At 50.0% G+C, this 21,529-nt stretch carries 14 protein-coding genes and 1 tRNA gene; 7 read left to right on the top strand and 8 right to left on the bottom strand.

Annotated elements, in window-relative coordinates; translation table 11 throughout:
- Positions 1-23: 23 nt before the first annotated feature.
- The 4 genes from ACZRKO_RS14305 to fdrA are packed head-to-tail and all read right to left on the bottom strand — an operon-like array spanning position 24 to position 4,816.
- Positions 24-926 (bottom strand): carbamate kinase, encoded by a 903-nt coding sequence (locus ACZRKO_RS14305; RefSeq protein WP_463737911.1) that lies wholly within the window; start codon positions 924-926, stop codon positions 24-26.
- Between the two features lie 27 nt (positions 927-953).
- Entirely contained in the window at positions 954-1,814 is an 861-nt protein-coding gene (locus tag ACZRKO_RS14300) for an oxamate carbamoyltransferase subunit AllH family protein (protein WP_463737910.1), read from the bottom strand.
- A 60-nt stretch (positions 1,815-1,874) separates the two neighbouring features.
- Positions 1,875-3,140, bottom strand: a complete 1,266-nt coding sequence (locus ACZRKO_RS14295) for a YlbE family protein (protein WP_463737909.1) — start codon at positions 3,138-3,140, stop codon at positions 1,875-1,877.
- 8 nt (positions 3,141-3,148) lie between these two features.
- Positions 3,149-4,816, bottom strand: a complete 1,668-nt coding sequence (fdrA, locus tag ACZRKO_RS14290) for an acyl-CoA synthetase FdrA (RefSeq protein ID WP_463737908.1) — start codon at positions 4,814-4,816, stop codon at positions 3,149-3,151.
- Positions 4,817-5,125: 309 nt separating this feature from the next.
- Between fdrA and allD the strand changes: the two genes are divergently transcribed.
- The 4 genes from allD (at position 5,126) to allE (ending at position 9,694) form a co-directional block, all read left to right on the top strand.
- Positions 5,126-6,175, top strand: a complete 1,050-nt coding sequence (allD, locus tag ACZRKO_RS14285; protein WP_463737907.1) for an ureidoglycolate dehydrogenase — start codon at positions 5,126-5,128, stop codon at positions 6,173-6,175.
- A 116-nt stretch (positions 6,176-6,291) separates the two neighbouring features.
- The gene (gene allC / locus ACZRKO_RS14280; protein WP_463737906.1) at positions 6,292-7,539 is read left to right on the top strand and encodes an allantoate deiminase; all 1,248 of its coding nucleotides are present in this window, start codon (positions 6,292-6,294) and stop codon (positions 7,537-7,539) included.
- Positions 7,536-8,831, top strand: coding sequence for an MFS transporter (locus ACZRKO_RS14275; RefSeq protein ID WP_463737905.1), 1,296 nt, complete (start codon positions 7,536-7,538; stop codon positions 8,829-8,831). The genes allC and ACZRKO_RS14275 overlap by 4 nt, the downstream gene beginning before the upstream one ends.
- A 74-nt stretch (positions 8,832-8,905) precedes the next feature.
- A complete protein-coding gene (allE, locus tag ACZRKO_RS14270) occupies positions 8,906-9,694 on the top strand; it encodes a (S)-ureidoglycine aminohydrolase (protein ID WP_463737904.1) in 789 nt (262 codons plus the stop codon).
- A gap of 66 nt (positions 9,695-9,760) precedes the next feature.
- On the opposite strand, the gene ACZRKO_RS14265 is transcribed toward allE, so the two are convergent.
- Entirely contained in the window at positions 9,761-11,029 is a 1,269-nt protein-coding gene (locus ACZRKO_RS14265) for an MFS transporter (protein ID WP_463737903.1), read from the bottom strand.
- A gap of 480 nt (positions 11,030-11,509) precedes the next feature.
- Here ACZRKO_RS14265 and allS point away from each other — a divergent pair, with 480 nt between their 5' ends.
- From allS to ACZRKO_RS14250, 3 genes are all read left to right on the top strand, one after another.
- On the top strand, positions 11,510-12,433 hold the full coding sequence (gene allS, locus ACZRKO_RS14260; RefSeq protein ID WP_463737902.1) for an HTH-type transcriptional activator AllS: 924 nt from the start codon (positions 11,510-11,512) through the stop codon (positions 12,431-12,433).
- A 128-nt stretch (positions 12,434-12,561) separates the two neighbouring features.
- Positions 12,562-12,646, top strand: a tRNA-Leu gene (locus tag ACZRKO_RS14255).
- Between the two features lie 198 nt (positions 12,647-12,844).
- The gene (locus ACZRKO_RS14250) at positions 12,845-14,107 is read left to right on the top strand and encodes a tyrosine-type recombinase/integrase (protein WP_463737901.1); all 1,263 of its coding nucleotides are present in this window, start codon (positions 12,845-12,847) and stop codon (positions 14,105-14,107) included.
- A gap of 295 nt (positions 14,108-14,402) precedes the next feature.
- Here ACZRKO_RS14250 and ACZRKO_RS14245 read toward each other — a convergent pair whose 3' ends face one another.
- The 3 genes from ACZRKO_RS14245 to ACZRKO_RS14235 are packed head-to-tail and all read right to left on the bottom strand — an operon-like array spanning position 14,403 to position 21,368.
- Entirely contained in the window at positions 14,403-17,633 is a 3,231-nt protein-coding gene (locus ACZRKO_RS14245) for a type I restriction endonuclease subunit R (RefSeq protein ID WP_463737900.1), read from the bottom strand.
- Positions 17,634-17,647: 14 nt separating this feature from the next.
- Complete coding sequence (locus tag ACZRKO_RS14240; RefSeq protein ID WP_463737899.1) at positions 17,648-18,775, bottom strand: restriction endonuclease subunit S; 1,128 nt, start codon at positions 18,773-18,775, stop codon at positions 17,648-17,650.
- 1 nt (position 18,776) lies between these two features.
- Complete coding sequence (locus ACZRKO_RS14235) at positions 18,777-21,368, bottom strand: type I restriction-modification system subunit M (protein WP_463737898.1); 2,592 nt, start codon at positions 21,366-21,368, stop codon at positions 18,777-18,779.
- Positions 21,369-21,529 lie beyond the last annotated feature (161 nt).

Genomic DNA, 21,529 nt, shown 5'->3' with positions numbered 1-21,529 from the left:
AAGCCGCAGTGTGAAATCCCGTTTCAGGGATGAATTAATGTGCCTGCCTGACCCGTGAGTACGGCCTGAATATCTTTCAGTGCGCCGATATGCGCTTCTTTTCCTGAGCGCTGAACAAAGCGGCTGACGGCGATGATCTTCGGCCCCATTGAGCCGTCCTGCACCGCCATCGGGGTCAGTTCCTGTGGGGTTGCGGCGCGGATCGCCCGCTGATATGGCGTGCCCCAGCCGCTGTAAACCGCATCGGCGTCGGTGAGAATGACCAGATGGTCAGCATTCAGCGCTTCGGCCAGCAAGGCGGCGGCCAGGTCTTTGTCGATCACCGCTTCTACGCCCTGTAAACCTTGCTCAGTGCTGACCATCGGGATGCCGCCGCCGCCGTTACAAATCACAATGTGATTCTTCGCCAGCAGCGTATTAATGGCTTCGATATCAAGGATTTTCTTCGGATCCGGCGACGGTACAACGCGGCGCAGGTGTTCGCCGTCCTGCTTCATTGACCAGCCGTAACGCTGTTGCAAAGCCTGTTTTTCTTCCGGTGGGTAAACCGGCCCGATAAATTTGCTGGGTTGGCTGAATGCCGCGTCTTGGGCATCCACCAGAATGCGGGTGAGCAGCGTGGACACCGGCTGCTCAGGATGGTGTGCCGAAAGCTGCTGAGCGATCATGTACCCAATCATGCCCTGTGTTTCGGCCACCAGAATGTCGAGCGGATAGGGCGGGACATCACGATAAGCCAGATTTTGCAGGGCCAGAAGCCCGACCTGCGGGCCATTACCGTGGACAATGGCGATACGGTATTTTTTCGCTAACTCGCCGATAGCCTCCGCTATCAGCGCGATGCTCTTGTATTGATTCTCGGCAGAAAGCACCGCGCCGCGTTGCAGCAGGGCATTCCCACCTAAAGCGATAACCAAAGTTTCCATTTACGGCTCTCAAAAGTCAGTAATAAGTCAGAAAGATGAAGAGGTCGCAGGGCGCAGTCTGACGCTCTGATCCTGTTGCTGGTTGAGGGTTTGGGTCGCCAGCCAGACGCCGAGCAGCGTATCTGCCCCCGACGTATGGCCGACGCCGAGCAGGCGCTGTACCGCCGGCAGCAGGGTTTGCGGAGCCAGCAGGCCCGCAGCAATATCCAGCAGCGGTGTGGCAAAAATGCCCTGCTGTGCATAGGCCAGATAGTGGTGGCTTATCAGTGTTGTTAAACCGGCGAGAGGCTTACTCGCGGCGAAAAAAGGTGCCAGCCGCGCCGGGTCAACACGGCTATCGGTATACGCAACCAGCAACATGCCCGTCAGCGTATCGTCGTTGCTCGGCGTCAGCCCCGGCCCTTTACCGATAAAGGCTGACCAGTCAACGCGGGCTCCTTTCAACCAGTCTGCAAACGCGTGTTGCAGAGCCAGAAGTTCGCCGGTGGCGGATTGCTCGATCACCCGTTCCAGAGGGCCAAACAAACCCGTTTCTGCCGGGGAGCAAAACAGCGTTCGCCGTAACGGTTGAGCGGTCACCTGACCCTGCTGTGGCACGGTTAGCGCGCGGCGCGGCCCGCTATTTTTCAGTTGTAGCGCATCAAACCACACCCCCTGTTCGTCATAACGCAGCGGCTCTGCCGTATGAAGATGGCGGGCAATCAGGTCAAAATCGCTTTCATCAATGACCCAGCCCATCGGGCTTAAGCCGTAACCATCACGATGTAAGGTCAGTAACTGATTGCCTGACGTCAGGAAATTCATCGCATTATTGAAGAGCCCGGCCCGGCGTAACGGCCCGAAGTCCTGAGTGGCATGAAGGCTGGATGAAATCACAATACAAACCATAAAGGCTCCTGATTGCCCGGCGCAGAGGCCGGGCAAATGTGGTGTGAATAACGCTAAGCGTTATTCGCTGATGCCAAGCTCAGCGGCCAGCGCTTCAATGGCTTTCTCGAAGCAGGCCAGAGGCGGGCGAACTGTTCCGGCACCAATCTGCCCGACGCCCGGATCACGGTGGGCGATGCCGGTATTAATCAGCGGTGTGATGCCGGTTTCCACGACACGGCGGGCATCCAGACCAAGACAGGCCCCCTGAAAATCCCAGGTTGGGATTTGCAGCATCATGTTGCGCTCGAGGAAGATCTCAGCCATCTCTTCGGAGACATCCAGCGCCGCCCCCATGCCACCTGCTGCCCCGACAAAACGGGTCACGCCTGGTGCAGCCACCATGGCCGCACCGCCAATGCCGAAGGTTTCCGTGATGGCGCTGTCGCCGATATCCGGGTTGGCGTCCGCCTGACTGTAGCCAGAGAAGAACAGCCCTTCAGGCGTGTTGACCGGCGCAGTGAACCAGGTGTCTCCCATGCCGCTGATCTTGATGCCAAAGTCTTTGCCGTTACGGGTCATGGCGGTGACGATGGTGCCTTGCTTGATTTCCGCGCCTGCGTCCATGGCCGCTTTACAGTAGGCCATCGCCAGATTGAGGAAGAACTGATCGGTGATCGCCAGAAAAGAGAGCACGCTGGTTTTTTCTTCCTGCGGACGGTCCAGACCGGCGATTTTCGGTGCCAGTTGGCGCATCAGCAGCGCGGAGGCGGCGATATTGCGCTGGTGGAATTCATCCCCCATGGTGATGGCCTGCGCCATCAGCGCGGTAAGATCGATGCCTTCCGGCACATCGGCCAGCACGTCCTTGAGCACCGGAGCCAGCGTGTCGCGCATCCAGCACAGACGGGTTTGAACATCCGGGCCGTATGCGCCAAAGCGCATTACTTTGCCGATCCCTTCGTTCATGTTGCAGAAGGCATCATTGCCGTGAACCTGATCCTTCACCACGATCATCGGCATATTGGCTGAGGTAATGCCGCCCATCGGCCCGACGGCCCGCACGCTGTGGCAAGGGATAAATGTGATTTCGCCTTGTTCCAGCAGCGCCAATGCCTGCTGTTCGGTGTCGGCCCAGCCCTCGAAAAGACAGCAACCGATACACGCGCCGCGAACCGGCCCGCTCATGTCTTCCCAGATAACCGGTGGCCCGGCATGCAGTAACGCGCGGCCCTGCAATAACGCAGGGATCACTTCTTTAGCCAGTTTGACGTCGCACCAGTGCGGACGGGCTTCTTTGATGCGGGCGATAACGGCGATATTGGCCTGTTCAATAGTTGCGTACATAAGATCCCTCAGTGCAATTTTTTCAAAATCGCGGCTAAACGTTGATTTCCACCGGCGATCGGTGCCCATTGGTAATGCACCACCGGCACCTGATTGGTCTGCAAATCGGTGGCGAAGCTGCGCAGTCCGGCGTTGATCACCGAGACACCTTTCAGCAGCGGATAAGGCGTGAGTTTAGCCACCAGTGGTGGCGGGCTGATGAGCTGATAGGCCAGCAGCACGGCCTCGGGCAGGGTGTTCATCACCACAATGCCTGCAGATTTCAGCATGGCAATTTGCTGGCTGCGCTGCTGCGGGTCTTGCTCGGTGCCTGTGACGGTGGCGATGACGACCAGCGGACTGGCGTTGCCACGTAAAGCTGTTACGCGACGCACCTCTTCTGCCAGCGACGTGGCCGGGTCTGACTGCGCGCCGAAACCGATCACCACGTCGATCAGCAAAATGCCGACTTCAGGTTGTTGCGCCAGTTTGGCGATCGCCTGATTGCGGGTGGACGGGTCGATCATCGGGTGCGGTTTGCCCTGCGTGTAGAAGTCATCACCCATATCGATAATGCGGTGTCCGTGAGTGTCGAGCATGGTGCCGTGGTGATGCTGACGGTCGGTTTCCACGTGCAAATGTTCCGCCAGCAACATGGTGACTTCGGCTGCCAGCGTGCCTCCGGCATAATAACCGGCAATTTTCTTGCCGTGAACGGCGGGCTGCTCCGCCACCTGCTGCTGCACATTGCCAAGCATGGCCGCGAGGCGGGCGGCCTCATCCAGCGTGCTGGCGAGCCATACATTGCCCTGTTGGCGAACCTCAGGTTTTGTGCCTAAGAAAAGTGCGACCACCGGTTTGGGGATTTTTTGCATCGCCTGCATTACCTGTCGCTGAACCGACTGGGCAGGCGGTTTGGACACGAAGGCTATGACACGGGTCTGGCTGTCGTTTTCCAGCATCGAAAGGGCGGTCAGCGCGCTGATACCACCGATGTCAGCCGTCAGGTCACGTCCGCCCAGCCCGATGGCGTGGGAAATGCCTTGTCCCGCCAGGGTTATCTGAGACGTCAGCTCCTGAATACCGGTGCCTGAAGCGCCGATAATGCCAATTCCGCCCGTTGGCGCAATATTGGCGAAAGCGAGCGGTGCGCCCGCGATATTGGCGGTGCCGCAGTCAGGGCCCATGACAATGAGCTGCTTTTCCTGGGCCTTTTTCTTCAGCGCTACCTCTTGTTCAAGCGAAACGTTGTCGGAAAACATCATCACGTTACAGCCCGCGTCGAGCGCCTGATCGGCCAGATCTGCCGCGTATTCACCGGCAATGGAGATCAGCACCAGATTGGCGTCCGGCAGTTTATGGCAGGCGGTTTGCCAGCTTCGTGCCACCGGCAGGCGTTTGCCGCCCTGCTGGCCCTGTGCGATGGCCTTGAGGGCTTCTTCCAGCGCATCGCTGATAAATTGAGTGATGGACGGGTCGGCCGCGTCGGTTTTTATCGCAACACAAATGTCGTTCGGCGTGGCGTCGTTAAACAGGTCGTGCCAGAAGCCGGTCGCTTCCAGCAGCGATTTATTGGCTGGCGTGCCCATCATCACTGACGTCTCGTCAACCTGGGGAAATTCACTGAGCTTGCGGGAAACCAGCATCAGGCTGACCGAGTCCTGAAAACTCCCTTTCTTAATAAAAGCGTGGACCATGGTTATTTCCTTGTGCTTTTTAATTCATTAACGGCTGGCTGGAAATTACAAATTACCGGCGGTCCACAAGGAGAGATTAATCACACTTCGCACATTGTTAGAAATATTCATATGAACAGGGCATGTTTATTTAAAATAGTGAGGTAATGGTTCGGAGGTTTATAAAAATAATTCTAATAATTACCGCCCGAGTGAATGAAAATTTAATCTAATAGAATAACAATGCCAGCGATCACATTTTTAATGTTTCAGGGTTATAGATTGTGACCATTAATACGTTCTGTATGTGGTTACCAAAAAGGATTATCTATGAAAGTCACCCGGGAACAGCTTCACGAGCTCATCAGTAAAAAAATCAATAATGCCGGATTACCGAAAGATCAGGCCGATATTGTCGCCGACGTTTTAGTCCATGCCGATGCCCGAGGCGTGCATTCCCACGGCGCAGTCAGGGTGGAATATTATTCAGAACGTATCAGCAAAGGGGGCACGAATAACCGCCCTGAATTCAAATTTGAGAAGACCGGGCCGTGCAGTGCAGTATTTGACGGAGACAATGGCTCGGGCCAGGTCGCGGCGAAAATCGCCATGGAACACGCCATCGACATTGCCAAAGACAACGGCGTGGCAGTGGTGGGGATCCGCCGCATCGGCCACAGCGGTGCCTTGTCCTATTTCGTGCAACAAGCGGCAAAACAGGGGCTTATCGGAATTTCTCTTTGCCAGTCTGACCCGATGGTTGTCCCTTACGGCGGTGCAGAAGTGTATTACGGCACCAATCCTATCGCCTTCGCCGCACCGGGCGAAGACGGCAAAATGATCACGTTTGATATGGCGACCACCGTGCAGGCGTGGGGCAAAGTGCTCGACGCTCGCTCACGCAATGCCACAATTCCGGATACCTGGGCGGTTGATGCCGCTGGTGAACGTACCACCGATCCGTTTGCGGTCAGCGGTCTGCTGCCGATTGCCGGGCCGAAAGGGTATGGCCTGATGCTGATGGTGGACGTGCTGTCAGGCATCCTGCTTGGCCTGCCGTTTGGTCGTAACGTGAGCTCGATGTATCACGATCTGACCGAAGGCCGCAATCTGGGCCAGCTGCATATCGTGATTGATCCGGCCGCATTTACCAGCGTCGAAGGGTTCCGCAAAAATATCACGCAGGTCATGCATGATTTAAATGGTATTACCCCTGCGCCGGGTGTTAAGCAGGTTATGTATCCGGGGCAGAACAGCGAAAATAACGAGCGTGATAGCGAAATAAATGGCATTGAAATTGTCGATGAAATTTATAACTACCTTATTTCCGATGCGCTCTATTTACGTTCGTACGATCACAAAGATCCCTTCGCCAGTTAATTAAATAATGTGTAATGACGACGGGCCGCATAAAGCGTGTGACCCGTCATTCTCTTTCTGTTTATCCACGCCATGGTTAACAGCCATTGATAGGGAAATTGAATAAGGACAGGAATATGCATGATTTCTCACGCCAGATAGAAGAGTCCTCGGCATGGCTTTCGCAATTTGGTGCTGACCCGACAGGCGGAATGACGCGTCTGTTATATACGCCGGAATGGGTCGCCGCGCAGCAGGCGCTCAAAGCGCGGTTAACCGGATTGGGTTTTATTACGCGCTTTGACGCGGTCGGTAATCTCTCGGCCCGCCTTGAGGGTAGCCGTTATCCTGAAGACGTGATTATGTCCGGTTCACACATTGATACCGTGGTGAACGGCGGCAACCTTGACGGTCAGTTTGGTATCGAAGCGGCCTATCTCGCGGTGAATTACCTGAAAGAGAAGTACGGACAACCGCTGCGCACGCTGGAAATACTGTCAATGGCTGAAGAGGAAGGGAGCCGTTTCCCGTTCGTTTTCTGGGGCAGCAAAAATGTGTTTGGTCTGGCTAAAAATGGCGACATGCACAACGTACAGGACGCGAAAGGCGTCGGTTTTGTTGCCGCCATGCACGACGCAGGTTTTGATTTCAGGCCAACGGATGAACCGGTGCGCAAGGATATTAAAGCCTTTGTTGAACTGCATATCGAACAGGGCAAAGTGCTGGAGACCGAAGGGAAAACCCTCGGCGTCGTGACCAGCATTGTGGGCCAACGCCGATATGATATTCGTCTGCAAGGTGAGTCTAATCACGCGGGTACCACGCCGATGAGCTATCGCCGGGATACCGTGCACGCTTTCAGCCGTATCTGCTGTGAGTCGATTGAAAAAGCCCGTCGCGAAGGCGATCCGCTGGTGCTGACCTTCGGCAAAGTTGAGCCAAAACCGAACACTGTCAACGTGGTGCCGGGCTTTACGCATTTTACGCTCGATTGCCGCCATACCGATCAGGCCGTGTTGTTGCGTTTTACACAGGAACTCGAAGCGGATATTCAGCGCATCAGTGGCGAAATGGGCATCACCGCAGAGATTAATCTGTGGATGGATGAACCGCCAATCCCGATGGACAAGGCGCTGGTCAGGCAGGTCGCCGGTATTTTCGAAGGCCAGAAGCTCAATTACCGCCTGATGCACAGCGGCGCAGGCCATGACTCGCAGATTTTCGCCCCCCGCGTGCCGACCGTCATGCTGTTTGTCCCGAGCATCGCCGGTATCAGCCACAACCCGGCGGAGAAAACCGCGCTGGCGGATCTGAACGAAGGCGTTAACGCACTGGCGCATGTGCTTTACGCACTGGCCTATCAGGAGACGGGAGGTGCCCAATGAGTACTGTGACTACACAAAAAAATGCCGCGAGTGATCCGCTGTACTGGAAAAAAATCGTGGTGGTACTGTGCCTCGGCTGGGCGGTGATCTGGATTTACCGCACCATCCTCACGCCGATTTTTCCTGAGATTCAGGCGACTATCGGCGCGCACTCCGACACCCAGATGGGGCTTATCGCCAGTTTCTACTTCTTCGCCTATACCGGTATGCAGATCCCAGCCGGGATCCTGGTCGATAAGTTTGGCAAGAAAGTGGTGCTGATCCCCGGCTTCTGTCTGTTTATCATCGCGACGTTGCTTATCGGTAACGCCACCAGTCTCAATATGATTTATGCGGGCAGTTTGCTGGCGGGGATGGGGTGCGGGTCTTACTACGGCTCGGCGTACTCCCTCTCTTCTGAAAATATTCCGCTGGAAAGACGTGGGCTGTCCACGGCAATCATCAACAGTGGTTCGGCGCTGGGGATGGGGATTGGGCTTATCGCATCAAGCCTGTTGGTGAAAAGTGTCGGTATGAACTGGCAGTTGCTGCTGTTTATGATCACCGCACTGCTGATCATTATGACGCTGGTGTTTTTCTTTGTTATCAAAAGTACGCCAAAAGCGGCTCCGGCTCCGGCTCCGGCTGCGGCGACGGTGACTAAAGCTGCCCCGGTGGCCGAAGAGGCAAATGACAACCCCGGCGGCCTGTTCAGTGCACGAATGATTTCGGCTTACATCATGTATTTCGCCACCTGTTACGGCTACTACATGATCGTCACCTGGCTACCGTCGTTCCTGCAACAAGAACGTGGTTTTCAGGGGGTGGCGATTGGTTTTTCCTCGGCGCTGGTGGCCTTTGCCTCTGTGCCGGGCGCGCTGTTCTTCAGCCGCATGTCAGACCGTTTTCGCAACAAAAAAATCAGCCTGATTATCTTCCTTGAGATCTGCGCGGCGGTGATGCTCACCTGCACCGTGCTGTCGCCGGACTCAACCATGTTGCTGATAAGCCTCATCCTCTATGGCCTGCTCGGCAAGCTGGCGGTCGACCCCATCATGATTTCGTTTGTCGCAGATAACGCGCCGAAAAAAGGCTACGGCACCAGCTTCGGCGTTTTCAACTTCTTCGGCATGTCCTCTTCCGTTATCGCGCCGCTGGTCACCGGCATGATTTCCGATCACACCGGTTCCAAGGTGATGGGCTTTTATATCTCGGCTGCGATTCTGGTTATCGGCACTGCGGTGTTCTTCACCGTCAACGTGCTGATGAAACAGAAAAGCAGGCCTGCACCGGCTCTGACCGGTTCCCTCTGAAAAAAATGTTGCCTGCGGCTTCCTGATGCGGGCAACGCCATAACGTATTGTCTTAAAAGATTAAGGAGAAACTCATGGGCTACATCAATCAGCGGACCGGTTATCCGGCGGATATTCTCTCTTCGCGCTCTATTATCAAGCGCCACAACTACGCGCTGATCGAACCCGACGGGCTGGTAAAAAACATTATACCGGGCTTCGAAAACTGCGATATCACCATCCTCTCCTCGCCAAAACTGGGTGCGACTTTTGTCGACTATCTCGTGACGATGCACGACGGCGGCAGAAACCATCAGGGTTTTGGCGGCAGCGATATTGAAACCTTCGTGTATGTGATTGACGGCAGCGTCTCCGCTGGCGCGGGTGATCAGTCTTTCTCTCTGACGGCCGGGGGATACCTCTATTGCCCGGCCGGTACGCCGCTGTTTCTCGACAACAACAGCGAAGGCCATACCAGCAAACTGTTCTTGTATAAAAGAAAATATCAGCCGGTTGCCGGACACAAAGCCTATGTGGTCAGCGGCAATGCCAGCCAGCTTGAGCGCATTCAATACGAAGGCATGAGTGACGTGATTTTGCAGGACTTCCTGCCAAAAGAGCTGGGATTTGATATGAACATGCACATCCTCTCGTTCGAACCGGGCGCCAGCCATGGTTATATCGAGACGCATGTGCAGGAGCATGGCGCCTATATTCTCAGTGGCGCGGGCATGTATAACCTCGACAACGAATGGGTGCCGGTGAAGAAAGGAGATTACATCTTTATGGGCGCATACTGCCCGCAGGCGGGTTATGCCGTCGGCCAGAGTGAGGTCTTCAGCTACATATACTCTAAAGATTGCCATCGCGACGCAGAGCTGTAACAGCGTATCGGTAAATTGAATAAGGCCTGAGGGTGCGATCCTCAGGCCTTTTTTTACGCTTCGCCGCTACTTATTGACCATTCTTGCGGGCACCGACAGGGTAATCAGCGCGCCGAGGATCATCATCGAGGCTAGCACACACATGGCGGCCAGATTACTGTGCGTCACATTTTTGAAGTGGCCGATAATGTAAGGCGAGATAAAACCGCCGATGTTGGCGATGGAGTTGATAAGTGCGATACCCGCAGCGGCACAGGTGCCGGTAAAAATGGCATTCGGCAGGCTCCAGAACAGCGGCGACGGTACCAGACTGGCCGCGACGGCCACGCATAGCGAGAACATCACCACCGGTTTGTTATCCTGAAACAGCCCGATGCTTACCAGCGCCACGGCTGCAATACAAAATGGCACCACAATATGCCAGCGACGTTCGCGGTGTTTATCGGAACTGCGTGCGGCTAACAGCATCGCCACCACCGCCAGCATGTACGGCACCATCGTCAGCAGCCCGACGTCAAACACCGACTTTACGCCCGTGTCTTTGATGATGGTCGGCACCCAGAACGCCAGCCCGCCCTGGCCCATTACCGTGCAAAAACAGATCAGCCACATCTTGGTGAACGCGGAGGATTTCAGCATGGTTTTCATCGTCCACTCCTGCCGTATTTCTCCGATTTGAGAGTTGAGTAAACGCTGCTGATTGGCGCTTTCCATATCTTCACGAATCGTCGCTTTCTCGTCATCGCTCAGCCATTTAGCATTCTGATAGGTGTTGTCGAGGAAGAAAAAAATCACCAGTGCGATAAGCAGCGCACGTGGCCCGCTGATAAAAAACAGCCACTGCCAGCCTGAGAGCGACAGCAGACCGTTCATATGCTCGATGATCCAGCCGCACAGCGGCCCGCCGATAATGTTACTGATGGGAATTCCGCAGACGAACAACGCGGTCATTTTCGCGCGCTGACCGGAGGGGAACCATAGCGTCAAATAAAGAATAACCCCCGGATAAAACCCGGCCTCCGCAATACCCAAGAAAAATCTGGCAATATAAAACTGAGTGGGTGACGTGATAAATATGCCGAGCATGGAAATAACGCCCCATATCACCATCAATAACGCGATAATTTTCCGGGCACCATATTTACTCAGAACCATATTGCTGGGAACGCCGGCGATGATATACCCGAGAAAAAATACGCCAGCACCGAGCCCATATACCGATTCCGCCAGCGTTGTATTGCCGTGGAGAATATCCGGCATCATTTGAAACTTTGAAAATGAGATCCCCACGCGGTCCAGATAGCCAACCACGTAGCTTATTAACAGAATAGGCATTATTCGCCATGCGATTTTTCGATAAAGCTTTGATTTTTCATGGCGGGTTGTAATGCTGATCGTATCGGTAACGGCCATACCTATCTCCCTGGTTTATTATCCAATTTTATTTATTAAGACCGGTTGTATAAGTGGGTGCCAGACGGCTGTTACATCATTGTTAATGATGCAGGGTGATAAAGAAAAGTCTTAGGGCTGCAAGTCATTGCAATCCATAACCTGATTTTATATTTACCCGGATTAATTAAATGCGAGTTGAATAACGTTACCGTCTTTTTCGCCTGCGTTATTTTTGAAAAATGTGAGGGCGCAGATTTTAATTCCGGCGACCTTATTCTTCCTTACAGCAAATTTCGCACAGATTTTACGCATTCAGACCGGCGTCGTGCACGTTTTGTGATTCAGGTCAGGCCTATGAGGAGACTTTTATAGCGAATAAAAGCCATAGTAGAGCGTCGCTTACCTCATTCAGGACTGCTCATGCTGGACCACGAGACTATCCGTTCTTTCGTCAAAGTTGCTGAGTGCAGCAGCTTTTCCCGTGCCGCCGAGTCACTGCATAAAACCTCGGCGACCATCAGCTACCGGATAAAAATGCTGGAGGAGGGGATAGGTACGCAGCTTTTTCTGCGCACGACCCGCAGCGTGGTACTGACGCCCGCCGGTGAGTATTTGCTTGAGCGCTGTAAGCAATGGCTGAGCTGGCTGGACTCCATGCCGGGCGAACTGCGGCAAATTAATCAGGGCGTTGAGAGCCGCATTGATATCGTGGTTAACAACCTGCTCTATGATAGCCACTGTGTGGCAACGTTGCTGGCGCACCTCAACCAGCGTTACCCGTTCACCACGTTTCATATTTCGCGTCAGGTTTATATGGGAGTGTGGGACACGCTGCTTAACGGCGACAGCCATCTGGCGATTGGCGTAACGGGGAGGGAGTCGCTGGAGAACAGCATCAGCGTGATGGCACTCGGCGAAGTCGAATGGGTATTCGTGGTGGCATCGGGGCATCCGCTGGCGGCGCAGGAAGGCGTTCTGACCGAAGAGCTGCTGCGTGGTTATCCCGCCGTTAACATAGAAGATACGGCGATAAATATCACCAAGCGGGTGGCCTGGCTGCTGAGCGGGCAAAACGAAATCAAAGTGCCGGATATGCAAACCAAACTGCAATGTCACCTGCGCGGTGTGGGAATCGGCTTTCTGCCAAGAGTGTTGTGCCAGCCGTATCTCGACAGCGGCGAACTGCTGGCCCGCACGCTGGTCAATAAACGTCAAAGTTCACCGCTGTCATTGGCATGGTCCCATGAGCGGGGTGGAGAAGTGGTGAAAGCGCTGGTAAACATGTTCGAACAACGCGACCCGCTGATCGACGGCTTTTTGCGGCCCCTCAGCCCGCTAAACTGACAGTCACCGGCTCAAAAAACGCCAAAACGCGGAATTTTTCAACACTTAGCGCGTCACCATCAGGATAACTATTGCGTGACTCGCTGTGCTGGGTATAATGCCCACGTTTTCCGCATACTACTTTCTGTGCCGAAGTGGCGAAATCGGTAGACGCAGTTGACTCAAAATCAACCGCCGCAAGGCGTGCCGGTTCGATTCCGGCCTTCGGCACCATTAGTATGTAAATAGACCTCAACTGAGGTCTTTTTTTATGTCTAAAATTCAGTCCCCGCAAGGCTCCTCTCGCTTTTTCAGTCAACATAAGTCAACCTGATTCAATCTACATCAACTTACTGATGTGGGTACAATTGTGGGTATATCCCGCTTCGATAATATTTGTACCCACACAGAACCTTTGAAAGGATATTCAACATGGCTCTGAGTGATGTGAAGGTTCGTACAGCCAAGCCTGAAACGAAAGCTTATAAGCTCACAGATGGCGATGGCATGGTGTTGCTGGTTCATCCTAACGGTTCAAAGTATTGGCGCTTACGTTATCGCTTTGATGGTAAGGAGAAGATGCTGGCGCTGGGTATATACCCAGAAGTAACGCTTGCTGATGCCAGGGGGCGACGTGATGAAGCCCGTAAGCAGTTAGCGAACGGTATTGACCCTAGTGATAAAAAGAAAACAGATAAGATCGAGCAAGCTGAAACTCGAACATTTAAAGAAGTTGCGATTGAATGGCATGCTACGAATAAAAAGTGGTCGAAGGATCATAGCAATCGTGTTTTGAAAACCCTCGAGGACAACCTCTTCCCCTTCATCGGTAAATTCAATATTGCCGAACTTAAAACCCGCGATTTGCTGGCACCCATCAAAGCTGTAGAGAAGTCAGGGCGTCTTGAGGTTGCTTCACGTCTTCAGCAGCGTACCACCGCAATCATGCGCTATGCCGTTCAAAGCGGTTTGACCGATTATAATCCCGCGCAGGAAATGGCTGGAGCCGTCGCTACAGCAAAACGGCAACATCGTCCCGCTTTAGAACTTAGCCGTACTCCTGAACTCCTTCACCGTATTGATACCTACACCGGCAGACCGCTCACTCGTTTAACTATAGAGATGACGCTGCTGGTATTTATCCGTTCTAGTGAACTGCGGTTCGCACGTTGGTCAGAGATCGACTTCGAGACAGCCATGTGGACGATACCGGCTGACCGTGAACAATTGGAAGGCGTTAAGCATTCTCACCGTGGATCTAAGATGCGAACGCCGCATCTGGTACCGTTATCTCGTCAGGCACTTGCAGTCCTTGAGAAAATAAAACGACTAAATGGTAATCGCGATTTAATTTTCGTTGGCGACCATGATCCGCGTAAACCGATGAGTGAGAACACGGTTAACAATGCACTACGAGTTATGGGCTATGACACGAAAGTTGAAGTCTGTGGTCACGGTTTTAGAACAATGGCATGTAGTTCGTTAATTGAGTCAGGGATATGGTCGAAGGATGCAGTAGAGCGGCAGATGAGCCATCAGGAGCGTAACTCCGTGCGTGCGTCTTACATTCATAAAGCGGAGCATTTGGGAGAGCGCAGACTGATGCTGCAGTGGTGGGCGGATTTTTTGGATGCCAACAGGCAGCAAACTATCTCACCTTTTGATTATGCAAAAGTAAATAATCCATTCAAATAACCATAACTGGTCATTAATGGTAATGCATCTCATTGAATAATTTTTTATATCAATGAAAGCCTCTTTCAAAAGACAGGGGGCTTTTTGCGTTTTAATCAAACTAAAAGAAAATCATGATGGAAAATAACATTTGTTGTCAGGCAGGCGCATCTGGGCTGAGAATAATTTAAGCCAGATGTAATCTGACAGATACCTGTATAAATAACCGGTGACTGTCAGATCAGGTCTGAGTTAATACAAATTAAGAATACTCAGCATAAGTGCGGTATGACTTAAGCTGAGGGAGGAACACCCATCACGTCACTACATCAACAATATCTGTACCACTTAAGAAATCATCCGTTTGTGCAAAAATAAACTGCTTTAAAAACTGATCAATGCGAATGTTCAGCTTAAATAGAGGTATGGTTACACCGTCTTGCTTTTCAAAATAGATCTTGGCATTTGCCTTATCTACCGAATCTTTTAATGCGTCGAAGCGACCAAACTCATTGAGATTCTTATCATTAACACTATCAGCCATTAATGCGATGAGTAGCCCTTTATCTAAACCAAGAGCATTAACAACGGCATTTAATTGCGCATTTTCAGCGTTATCTTTGTAGGTGTTGATGTAGTCTCTAAAAGTATGGCCTTCAATTAACTGCGCATCGCCGCGCTGCAAATCGTGTAAAAAGAGCTTGGCGTACTTTTGCTCACTTTGGGTGAGCGATGCAAATGACTTATGCAGCTCATTTAATGTGGTTTCGATGCTCGCAGAGTCTTGGTGTTGGTTCAGCTCTTTTAAAAATTTATCAAAGCGGCTGTTCATATAGTCGGCATCGATTTTGCCGGTATCTATTTCAGTTAAATAGCCACTGATATCAAAAGGCACATCGCCGCCACCTGCGCCACCACCTTCACTTTTGCCTACCAACTCTTTATAGCGCAAAACCAGGCTCAGGTAAGTTTGTTCGTCTATGGTCAGCGTTACTTCATGCTTTACATCATTTTCAGTAGAGGTATAGACCGACTGCTTCCAATGCAAACCTTGCACTTTAGCCGCTTCCAGGTGCTGGCTAAAGGCGTTAAATAATTTGGCGAATTGGGCACAGGCTTCTATATCGTCAGGCAGTTTTTCAAAGTTCTCAACACCCGCACTGACGAACAGATTGGTAATGTCCACCACTAATTCATTCATGGCTTTAATATTGCTTTCTAACTTATCTACGAAGAGACCGATAGGCTTGTCGCCGGAATAGAGTTTTACCGCAGCGTTAATGTGCTGCTCCATGGTGTGTGGATTGCGGTAATAACGGATAATGCCGTGGGGTTTGTCGGGGCCAAATAAACGATTGGTACGTGAGAACGCTTGAATAATGTTTTGGTATCTAATCACCTTGTCTAAATACAAGGTATTAAGCCATTTAGAGTCAAAGCCAGTGAGCATTTGATTCACCACAATCAGTAAATCTAATTGCTTTGAAGGCTCGGTATGAATGCGCTCGTAAGGTTTTTTATGGGCAAGTCGTGCCGCTAAATCTTTTTTAAAGGCCGCGTGGCGGGCAAAATCAAAATCCTGGCCGTAACGTGCGTTATAGTCGGCCATAATTTCTTCCAGACCATCGCCTTTAAAAGTAGGGCCACGGTCGCTACTGCCGTCGTTATCAATGTGTGGATCAAACAGGGCTGATATTTTAAGTTCAGGTTTGGCAGCTTTTAAACGGCGGTAATAGTCAATGGCTTCGGCAATGCTGTTCGTGGCCAAAATGGCGTGGAATTTATTGCCCTGGCTGAGCACATCCCACCCGGCTAGAATATCTTCTACCACCTTTTCTTGATGGGCTGCAGTGAGATATTGCTCTTTTGGCACATAATCTTCTATGCCATTGATATACTTACCTGTTGCATCTTTATGGCCAGCCATAGGCACATCATTCATAAAATAATTAAATTTTTGTTTTTTTGCAGGTACCGACATAGCGTCCGCCACCGAATCGGCTTTGGCCTGTTCGAGGGCGATGTGTTGGCGTAGCTCTTTATCTTTAAAGGTACCGATTTTGTAAGGATCAAAACCCAAAACATTGCCGTCACGAATACCATCGGCAATGCTGTAACGGTGTAACTCGTTGCCAAAAACATCGGCGGTGGTGTTGTTGTTGACATGATTTTCATCATGGATTGGTGTACCCGTAAAACCAAAAAACAACGCGGCAGGAAAGGTCTTTTTGACCGTAATTAACATTCCGTACTTGTTATCTTTGCCGCCGCTCATGGTTGAACGGTGGGCTTCATCGACAATAAACACCAAACGTTTAGCGCGAATTTTTTCAATATCTGCGGAGTTTGTGGCCACGCCTTCCTCATCTAGCGCTTCAAAAATATTACTCATCTTTTGAATAGAGCTAACAATTAAGGTATCGGCGGGATCGGTGCTTTTTAATTTGGTAATCAGTACATGGGTATTTTCGGTGGCTTGAACGTCTTCGCCATCGCCAGCAAAATTGCGATATTCCGCGAGAGATTGAGTGCCCAGCTCAATCCTGTCCATTAAAAAAATCACTTTATCGGCATCTTTGGATTGTGCAATTAACTGCGCCGATTTAAAGCTGGTCATGGTTTTACCCGAACCCGTGGTATGCCACACATAACCCCCGAGGCGATCGGGGTTATTGGCCGCGCTACCCAGTTGCTGCCAGTTGGTTTTGGCCACTTTGTCAGATATCGCATTGGCGGCGTAATACTGATAACTGCGCATTACCTTAAGCACGCCGTCAGTATCGTCGGCAACGGTATAAAAGCCAATCAACTGGTGTGCCATAGGGATGGAAAGCAAGGTAGAGGCGATGTCTTTCCAGTGGTTCATGGGTTCGTTATTAAAATCGGCCCAGTTGAATTGATAGTCGGGGTTAAACTTGCCGTCGAGCCCAGGGTTGGCAAAGTATTTTGTCTCATTTGGTTCCATTGCCACATAGACCTGGATAAGCGAAAGCAAGCCGCTAAATACACCCTCTTTGCTGTATTTTTCAATTTGGTTCACTGCTTGGCTAACCGGAATACCACTGCGCTTCAGCTCTACATGAATCACCGGCATACCGTTAATCAGTAGCAGCACATCGCCGCGTCGGTCATTACGCAAAGGGCTACCGCGTTCAAATTTAGGCTGCTGCACTATTTGGTAACGGCTTTGTCCGGCGGCGATTTCTTGGCGATCGTATATTTTTAAGCTGACTTCTTTGCCCATATGCAAGGTATCGGCTGGGTTATCGCGCTTAATGGCCACGGTTTTGCCGTTAATTAAGCCGTTGAGCTTGAGCGGGGTTTTAAGCTCTTTTATTTGCTCAATAATTTGCTGCATTTCAGTCGCAGTAAGCGGGACATCGTTTAAGCGATCCCGCTGGCGATTGTTTTCAAACAAAATGTCTGCCCAGTTTTGCAGTAAATCCGCTTCGGTTCTGTTTTTGAGTATCTCTGTTTCCCAGCCTTTATGGGTCAGTACTTCAATAAAGGCCTGCTCAAATTGCGCTTCGGTTTTAAAGGTAATCATGATGGCGCTCCCTGTTAGACAAACATTTTACTTAAGCAGGCCTGCTTGATGTTATTGAGTTTGGTTATTTGTTGTTGGTGCTGGTTGATCAATGCGTCGAGTTTTTGGAAATAATTGCCAATGATTATTTGCTCGCCTTTTTTTGGAATAAATACTTTTTTAGCTTCCATAGCTGATTTAGTTATATGGATCATTGTAGAACCATTAGAGCCCGATAATATTTTTACCCTGTCATAATCGAGAAGGTGTAAAAGAAATAACTTCTCAATGTTTTCAGAAAGTTCCAACTTCCAAATATGGTAATGATAAATAACTTTATCCCCGTTCCAGATATGAGGACCAAAACTTGCAGACCACGTGTAAAGTAAGTCGCCATAGTCAGCGTAATATTTATCACCAAGCTCCATATCTGAGTAGTACCACGATGAGTTGGTATAAAAATTACCAACTCTTAAAACCTTGTACTTACCTTTATTTTGGAGCTCTTCTTGGCTGTAAGCTCGCCCATTAATAAAAGTGACTTCTTCACCTAATTCAATCTCATCCCACTCCCCACTAAACCCTTTAAAGCGGATTTTGGGCATGGTTTTGCCTTGTTTCGGGAACATATTTTCCAGCATGGCTTTTTTAATATTGCTGAGCTTGTCATGCTTTTCTTGGTGTTGATTGATTAGCGTATCGAGTTTTTGGAAGTAGTAGCCAATGACGGTTTGTTCTAATTCCTTCGTTGCATAAACTGGCACATTATTAATTGCGATCTTCGATAGACTTGGGACTCCTGTAGATTCATCATGTTTTTTCCATTCAATTTTTTGAAAAAGACAAAATACAAAATCCAGATTGAAACCTGGAAAAGGCACTGCATAAAAAAGAGTATCTACTGTCCAAAAGGGGGCACGTAAAATACAAGGTTTATCTATAGTTCCTTTTCTACCAATTCCGATTGCATCTTCATCATATGACAACGCACCATCTACACTAAGCATATAGCCGCCTGTTCCATAAACAGGTATTTTGCCTTTGCCTAAATGTTTGTAGTCTTTTCCGCTTCGAATATCAATAACCCTAGATAAAGCAACCTCATACCACTTCTCACTAAAATTTTTGATACGAATTTCTGGCACCTTGTAATTCACACTCATCTTATTTACCCTTCAATAAGCTGGTGAGTTCTGCCAGGCCCTGCATATCAAACTCATTACCTGTGAGCTCGTCCATCATATCTGCCAGTTCTTGCTCTGTGGTTTTTATCTCATTCGCCACTTGCGAATAGGTGACGGCGTATTTGTCGGCAAGGGCTTGTACTTGGCTAGTGAGTTGGCTTATCACTGCGTTTGGCATAGCCGCGAGTTCGGTGCTTAATGGCGCAATCCATTTAAAGTGCAGCAGGTTGTTCACCTGTTCATCAGTTAATGTTTCGATGGTCGTTTTGGTTTTTAAGTGCAGGGCAGTGGCGGCATCTTTGACCGTTTTTTTCAGGGCTTTTTCTTCATCGATTAATTTGTTCGCACGAATGATTTTAGCTTCATAGCTTTCTTCAGCAAATTTAACTTTGCTGTCTTTTTGTTCTTTCAAGAACGCTTTGGCGGCTTTGCCTAATTCAGTATTGGCAAAGCCGTCTTTGCTTTCTTTGACCGTATCTTGTTCTTTTTCTTCTTCGGTCAGTGACTCTAAAATTTCTTCAAGCAGGCTGGCGATTTCAGCCAGACGGGTTTCTTTAGTTGCCAGAGCCTGTAAGTCATCACTTAAGTAAGTTTGTTGCACTAAATCAAAGGGCAGTATGTGGCCTTTCCAGCCGTCTTGCACTTCAGTGTCTTGGCCATTTTTCTTCTTTATAACAATATTGGGATCAACTTGTTTAGTGGTGGCAAAGCCTTCGGTTTGCATCATTTCTAAATCGGCGCTGATGAGTTGCCATTGGTTGTTTAGAAATTGGTAAGCCTGGTATTTGTCGATTAAGGCAATGGGGGCTAAGCGAGTAAATAGCTCGGTACTTAATATCGGCTCTTGTTGGTTACGCTTTACGCTTTCCCAGTTTTGTATTAATTGGGCGTTGAGGTGGTCATCAAAGCCATTAAAGGCTTGGTTGTAGGCACTGATAAACGCCAACACTTGCGGGTGCCCACTAATGCTGGTGTTGACGCCTTGTTTGGCAATGGCCAGCTCACTGTAAGCGGCGGATTTTGGCGTAAACAGAGTATCGTGCAATTGTGGGAAAGCTTGCCAAAAATTGTCTAGCTCGGCAATTTCGCTGTTGGGGATGCCACCGAGCATGGTGGCGTGTAAATCCCAACTTTGTGCCGCTGCAGATGAATCCACATAGCGCGGTATATTGAGGTTGTAGCCGTTGTCGACCAGGGTTTGTTTGCTCACCAGTTGCGAGAACTTGTCGATACTTTCACGGTTAATCACCGCATCAGTAATGCGCTTGATATCACTGGCTTGCAGTTTGTTGCTTTTGCCTTCTTTAATAAAGTGTTTGGAGGCATCGACCACTAATACATCGGTGTTTTGGCGTTTTTGTTTGAGTACTAAAATCACCGTTGGAATGCCGGTGCCAAAAAAGATATTGGCCGGTAAACCGATAACAGTATCAATATGATTCTGCTCAATGAGTTGCTTGCGAATTTGACCTTCTTCACCGCCACGGAACAAGACACCATGGGGCAGTACAATAGCCATAATGCCATCGGGTTTAAGGTGGTAGAGGTCATGCAGCAAAAAAGCAAAATCGGCTTTAGTTTTAGGTGCCAGGCCAAAACGTGAATAGCGTGGATCGCTGTCTTTAAAGCTTGGGTCCCAGTTTTGTGAGTAAGGCGGGTTGGACACCACGGCATCGACATGTAAGGCGTAGTACGAACCTTGAGGATCGCTGTCATCAAAATATGGCCAATCGTCTTCTAAGGTATCGCCATTACGGGTTTTAATGTTGCTGGCTTTGATACCGCGCATGATGAGGTTCATACGGGTTAGGTTGTAGGTGTTGGCTTTTAGCTCTTGGGCAAAATAGGTGATGCTGTCTTTGTTTTTAGCGTATTTCTCGACCGCCTCACCGATATTGATCAGCAACGAACCAGAGCCGGAAGTGGGGTCGTAAATTTTTATAGTATCTTTGTGTTTTAACTCATGGGCGATGATGTTCGACATGAGCACCGAGACTTCATGAGGCGTGTAAAACTCACCGGCTTTTTTACCCGCATTGGCGGCAAATTTTTCAATCAGGTATTCGTAAATGTAGCCCAGTACGTCATACCCTTGATTACTATTCATAGGGATGCTTTTGATCAGGTGTAGTAAGTCACTGATGGCTTTGGTGCGTTTGCCAGCACTTTCACCCAGCTTGCTTAAACCTGTTTCTAAGGTGGTAAAAATGCCTTCAAACAGTTTTTTGTAATTTGGTGAAATCAAACGGCTAAAGGCTGAGAGCGCATCACGCACGTTAGATTCATCAAATTCGGATTTTGGATCAATCCATGTAGAAAATAGATTGTCGTAGGCAATAAAGTAGCCCAAGTTATCTTGCACGTATTTAACGGTGTTGGCGTCTTCTTCATTGAGGGCTTTGATATCTTCGGGCGTCATACCCTGTTTGGTGACAAACTGCACCAGCTGGTCGCTGAGGTACTTGTAGAAGATGAAACCGAGTATGTAATCTTTGTATTCGTTGGCTTCAATTTTAGAACGCATCTGGTTGGCGGATTCCCAGATTTTTGCCGCAAGCTGTTGTTTATTCACTATGAGTCCTGTTAAAAGCAATTCTTTTTTCGAAAAGGGCTATTTTAGGGTTTTGATTGTACGTTTGATAAGGACTCCTTGCTAGCGGCAAGGTTTTCGAGTCTGGGCTAGTGAGGTGCATGCAGTGTCAATTCATGAATCGCCACGGGTTTAACAGACAC

It is taken from the genome of Ewingella sp. C233, assembly GCF_055407225.1.
The sequence above is the reverse complement of the archived record's forward strand: the minus strand, read 5'-3'. Positions and strand labels throughout refer to the sequence as shown.

Excerpts from the sequence above, each read along its gene's own strand:
- ACZRKO_RS14305 (WP_463737911.1), bottom strand. The coding sequence starts at position 926 with ATGGAAACTTTGGTTATCGCTTTAGGTGGGAATGCCCTGCTGCAACGC.
- ACZRKO_RS14300 (WP_463737910.1), bottom strand. The coding sequence starts at position 1,814 with ATGGTTTGTATTGTGATTTCATCCAGCCTTCATGCCACTCAGGACTTC.
- ACZRKO_RS14295 (WP_463737909.1), bottom strand. The coding sequence starts at position 3,140 with ATGTACGCAACTATTGAACAGGCCAATATCGCCGTTATCGCCCGCATC.
- fdrA (WP_463737908.1), bottom strand. The coding sequence starts at position 4,816 with ATGGTCCACGCTTTTATTAAGAAAGGGAGTTTTCAGGACTCGGTCAGC.
- allD (WP_463737907.1), top strand. The coding sequence starts at position 5,126 with ATGAAAGTCACCCGGGAACAGCTTCACGAGCTCATCAGTAAAAAAATC.
- allC (WP_463737906.1), top strand. The coding sequence starts at position 6,292 with ATGCATGATTTCTCACGCCAGATAGAAGAGTCCTCGGCATGGCTTTCG.
- ACZRKO_RS14275 (WP_463737905.1), top strand. The coding sequence starts at position 7,536 with ATGAGTACTGTGACTACACAAAAAAATGCCGCGAGTGATCCGCTGTAC.
- allE (WP_463737904.1), top strand. The coding sequence starts at position 8,906 with ATGGGCTACATCAATCAGCGGACCGGTTATCCGGCGGATATTCTCTCT.
- ACZRKO_RS14265 (WP_463737903.1), bottom strand. The coding sequence starts at position 11,029 with ATGCCTATTCTGTTAATAAGCTACGTGGTTGGCTATCTGGACCGCGTG.
- allS (WP_463737902.1), top strand. The coding sequence starts at position 11,510 with ATGCTGGACCACGAGACTATCCGTTCTTTCGTCAAAGTTGCTGAGTGC.
- ACZRKO_RS14250 (WP_463737901.1), top strand. The coding sequence starts at position 12,845 with ATGGCTCTGAGTGATGTGAAGGTTCGTACAGCCAAGCCTGAAACGAAA.
- ACZRKO_RS14245 (WP_463737900.1), bottom strand. The coding sequence starts at position 17,633 with ATGATTACCTTTAAAACCGAAGCGCAATTTGAGCAGGCCTTTATTGAA.
- ACZRKO_RS14240 (WP_463737899.1), bottom strand. The coding sequence starts at position 18,775 with ATGAGTGTGAATTACAAGGTGCCAGAAATTCGTATCAAAAATTTTAGT.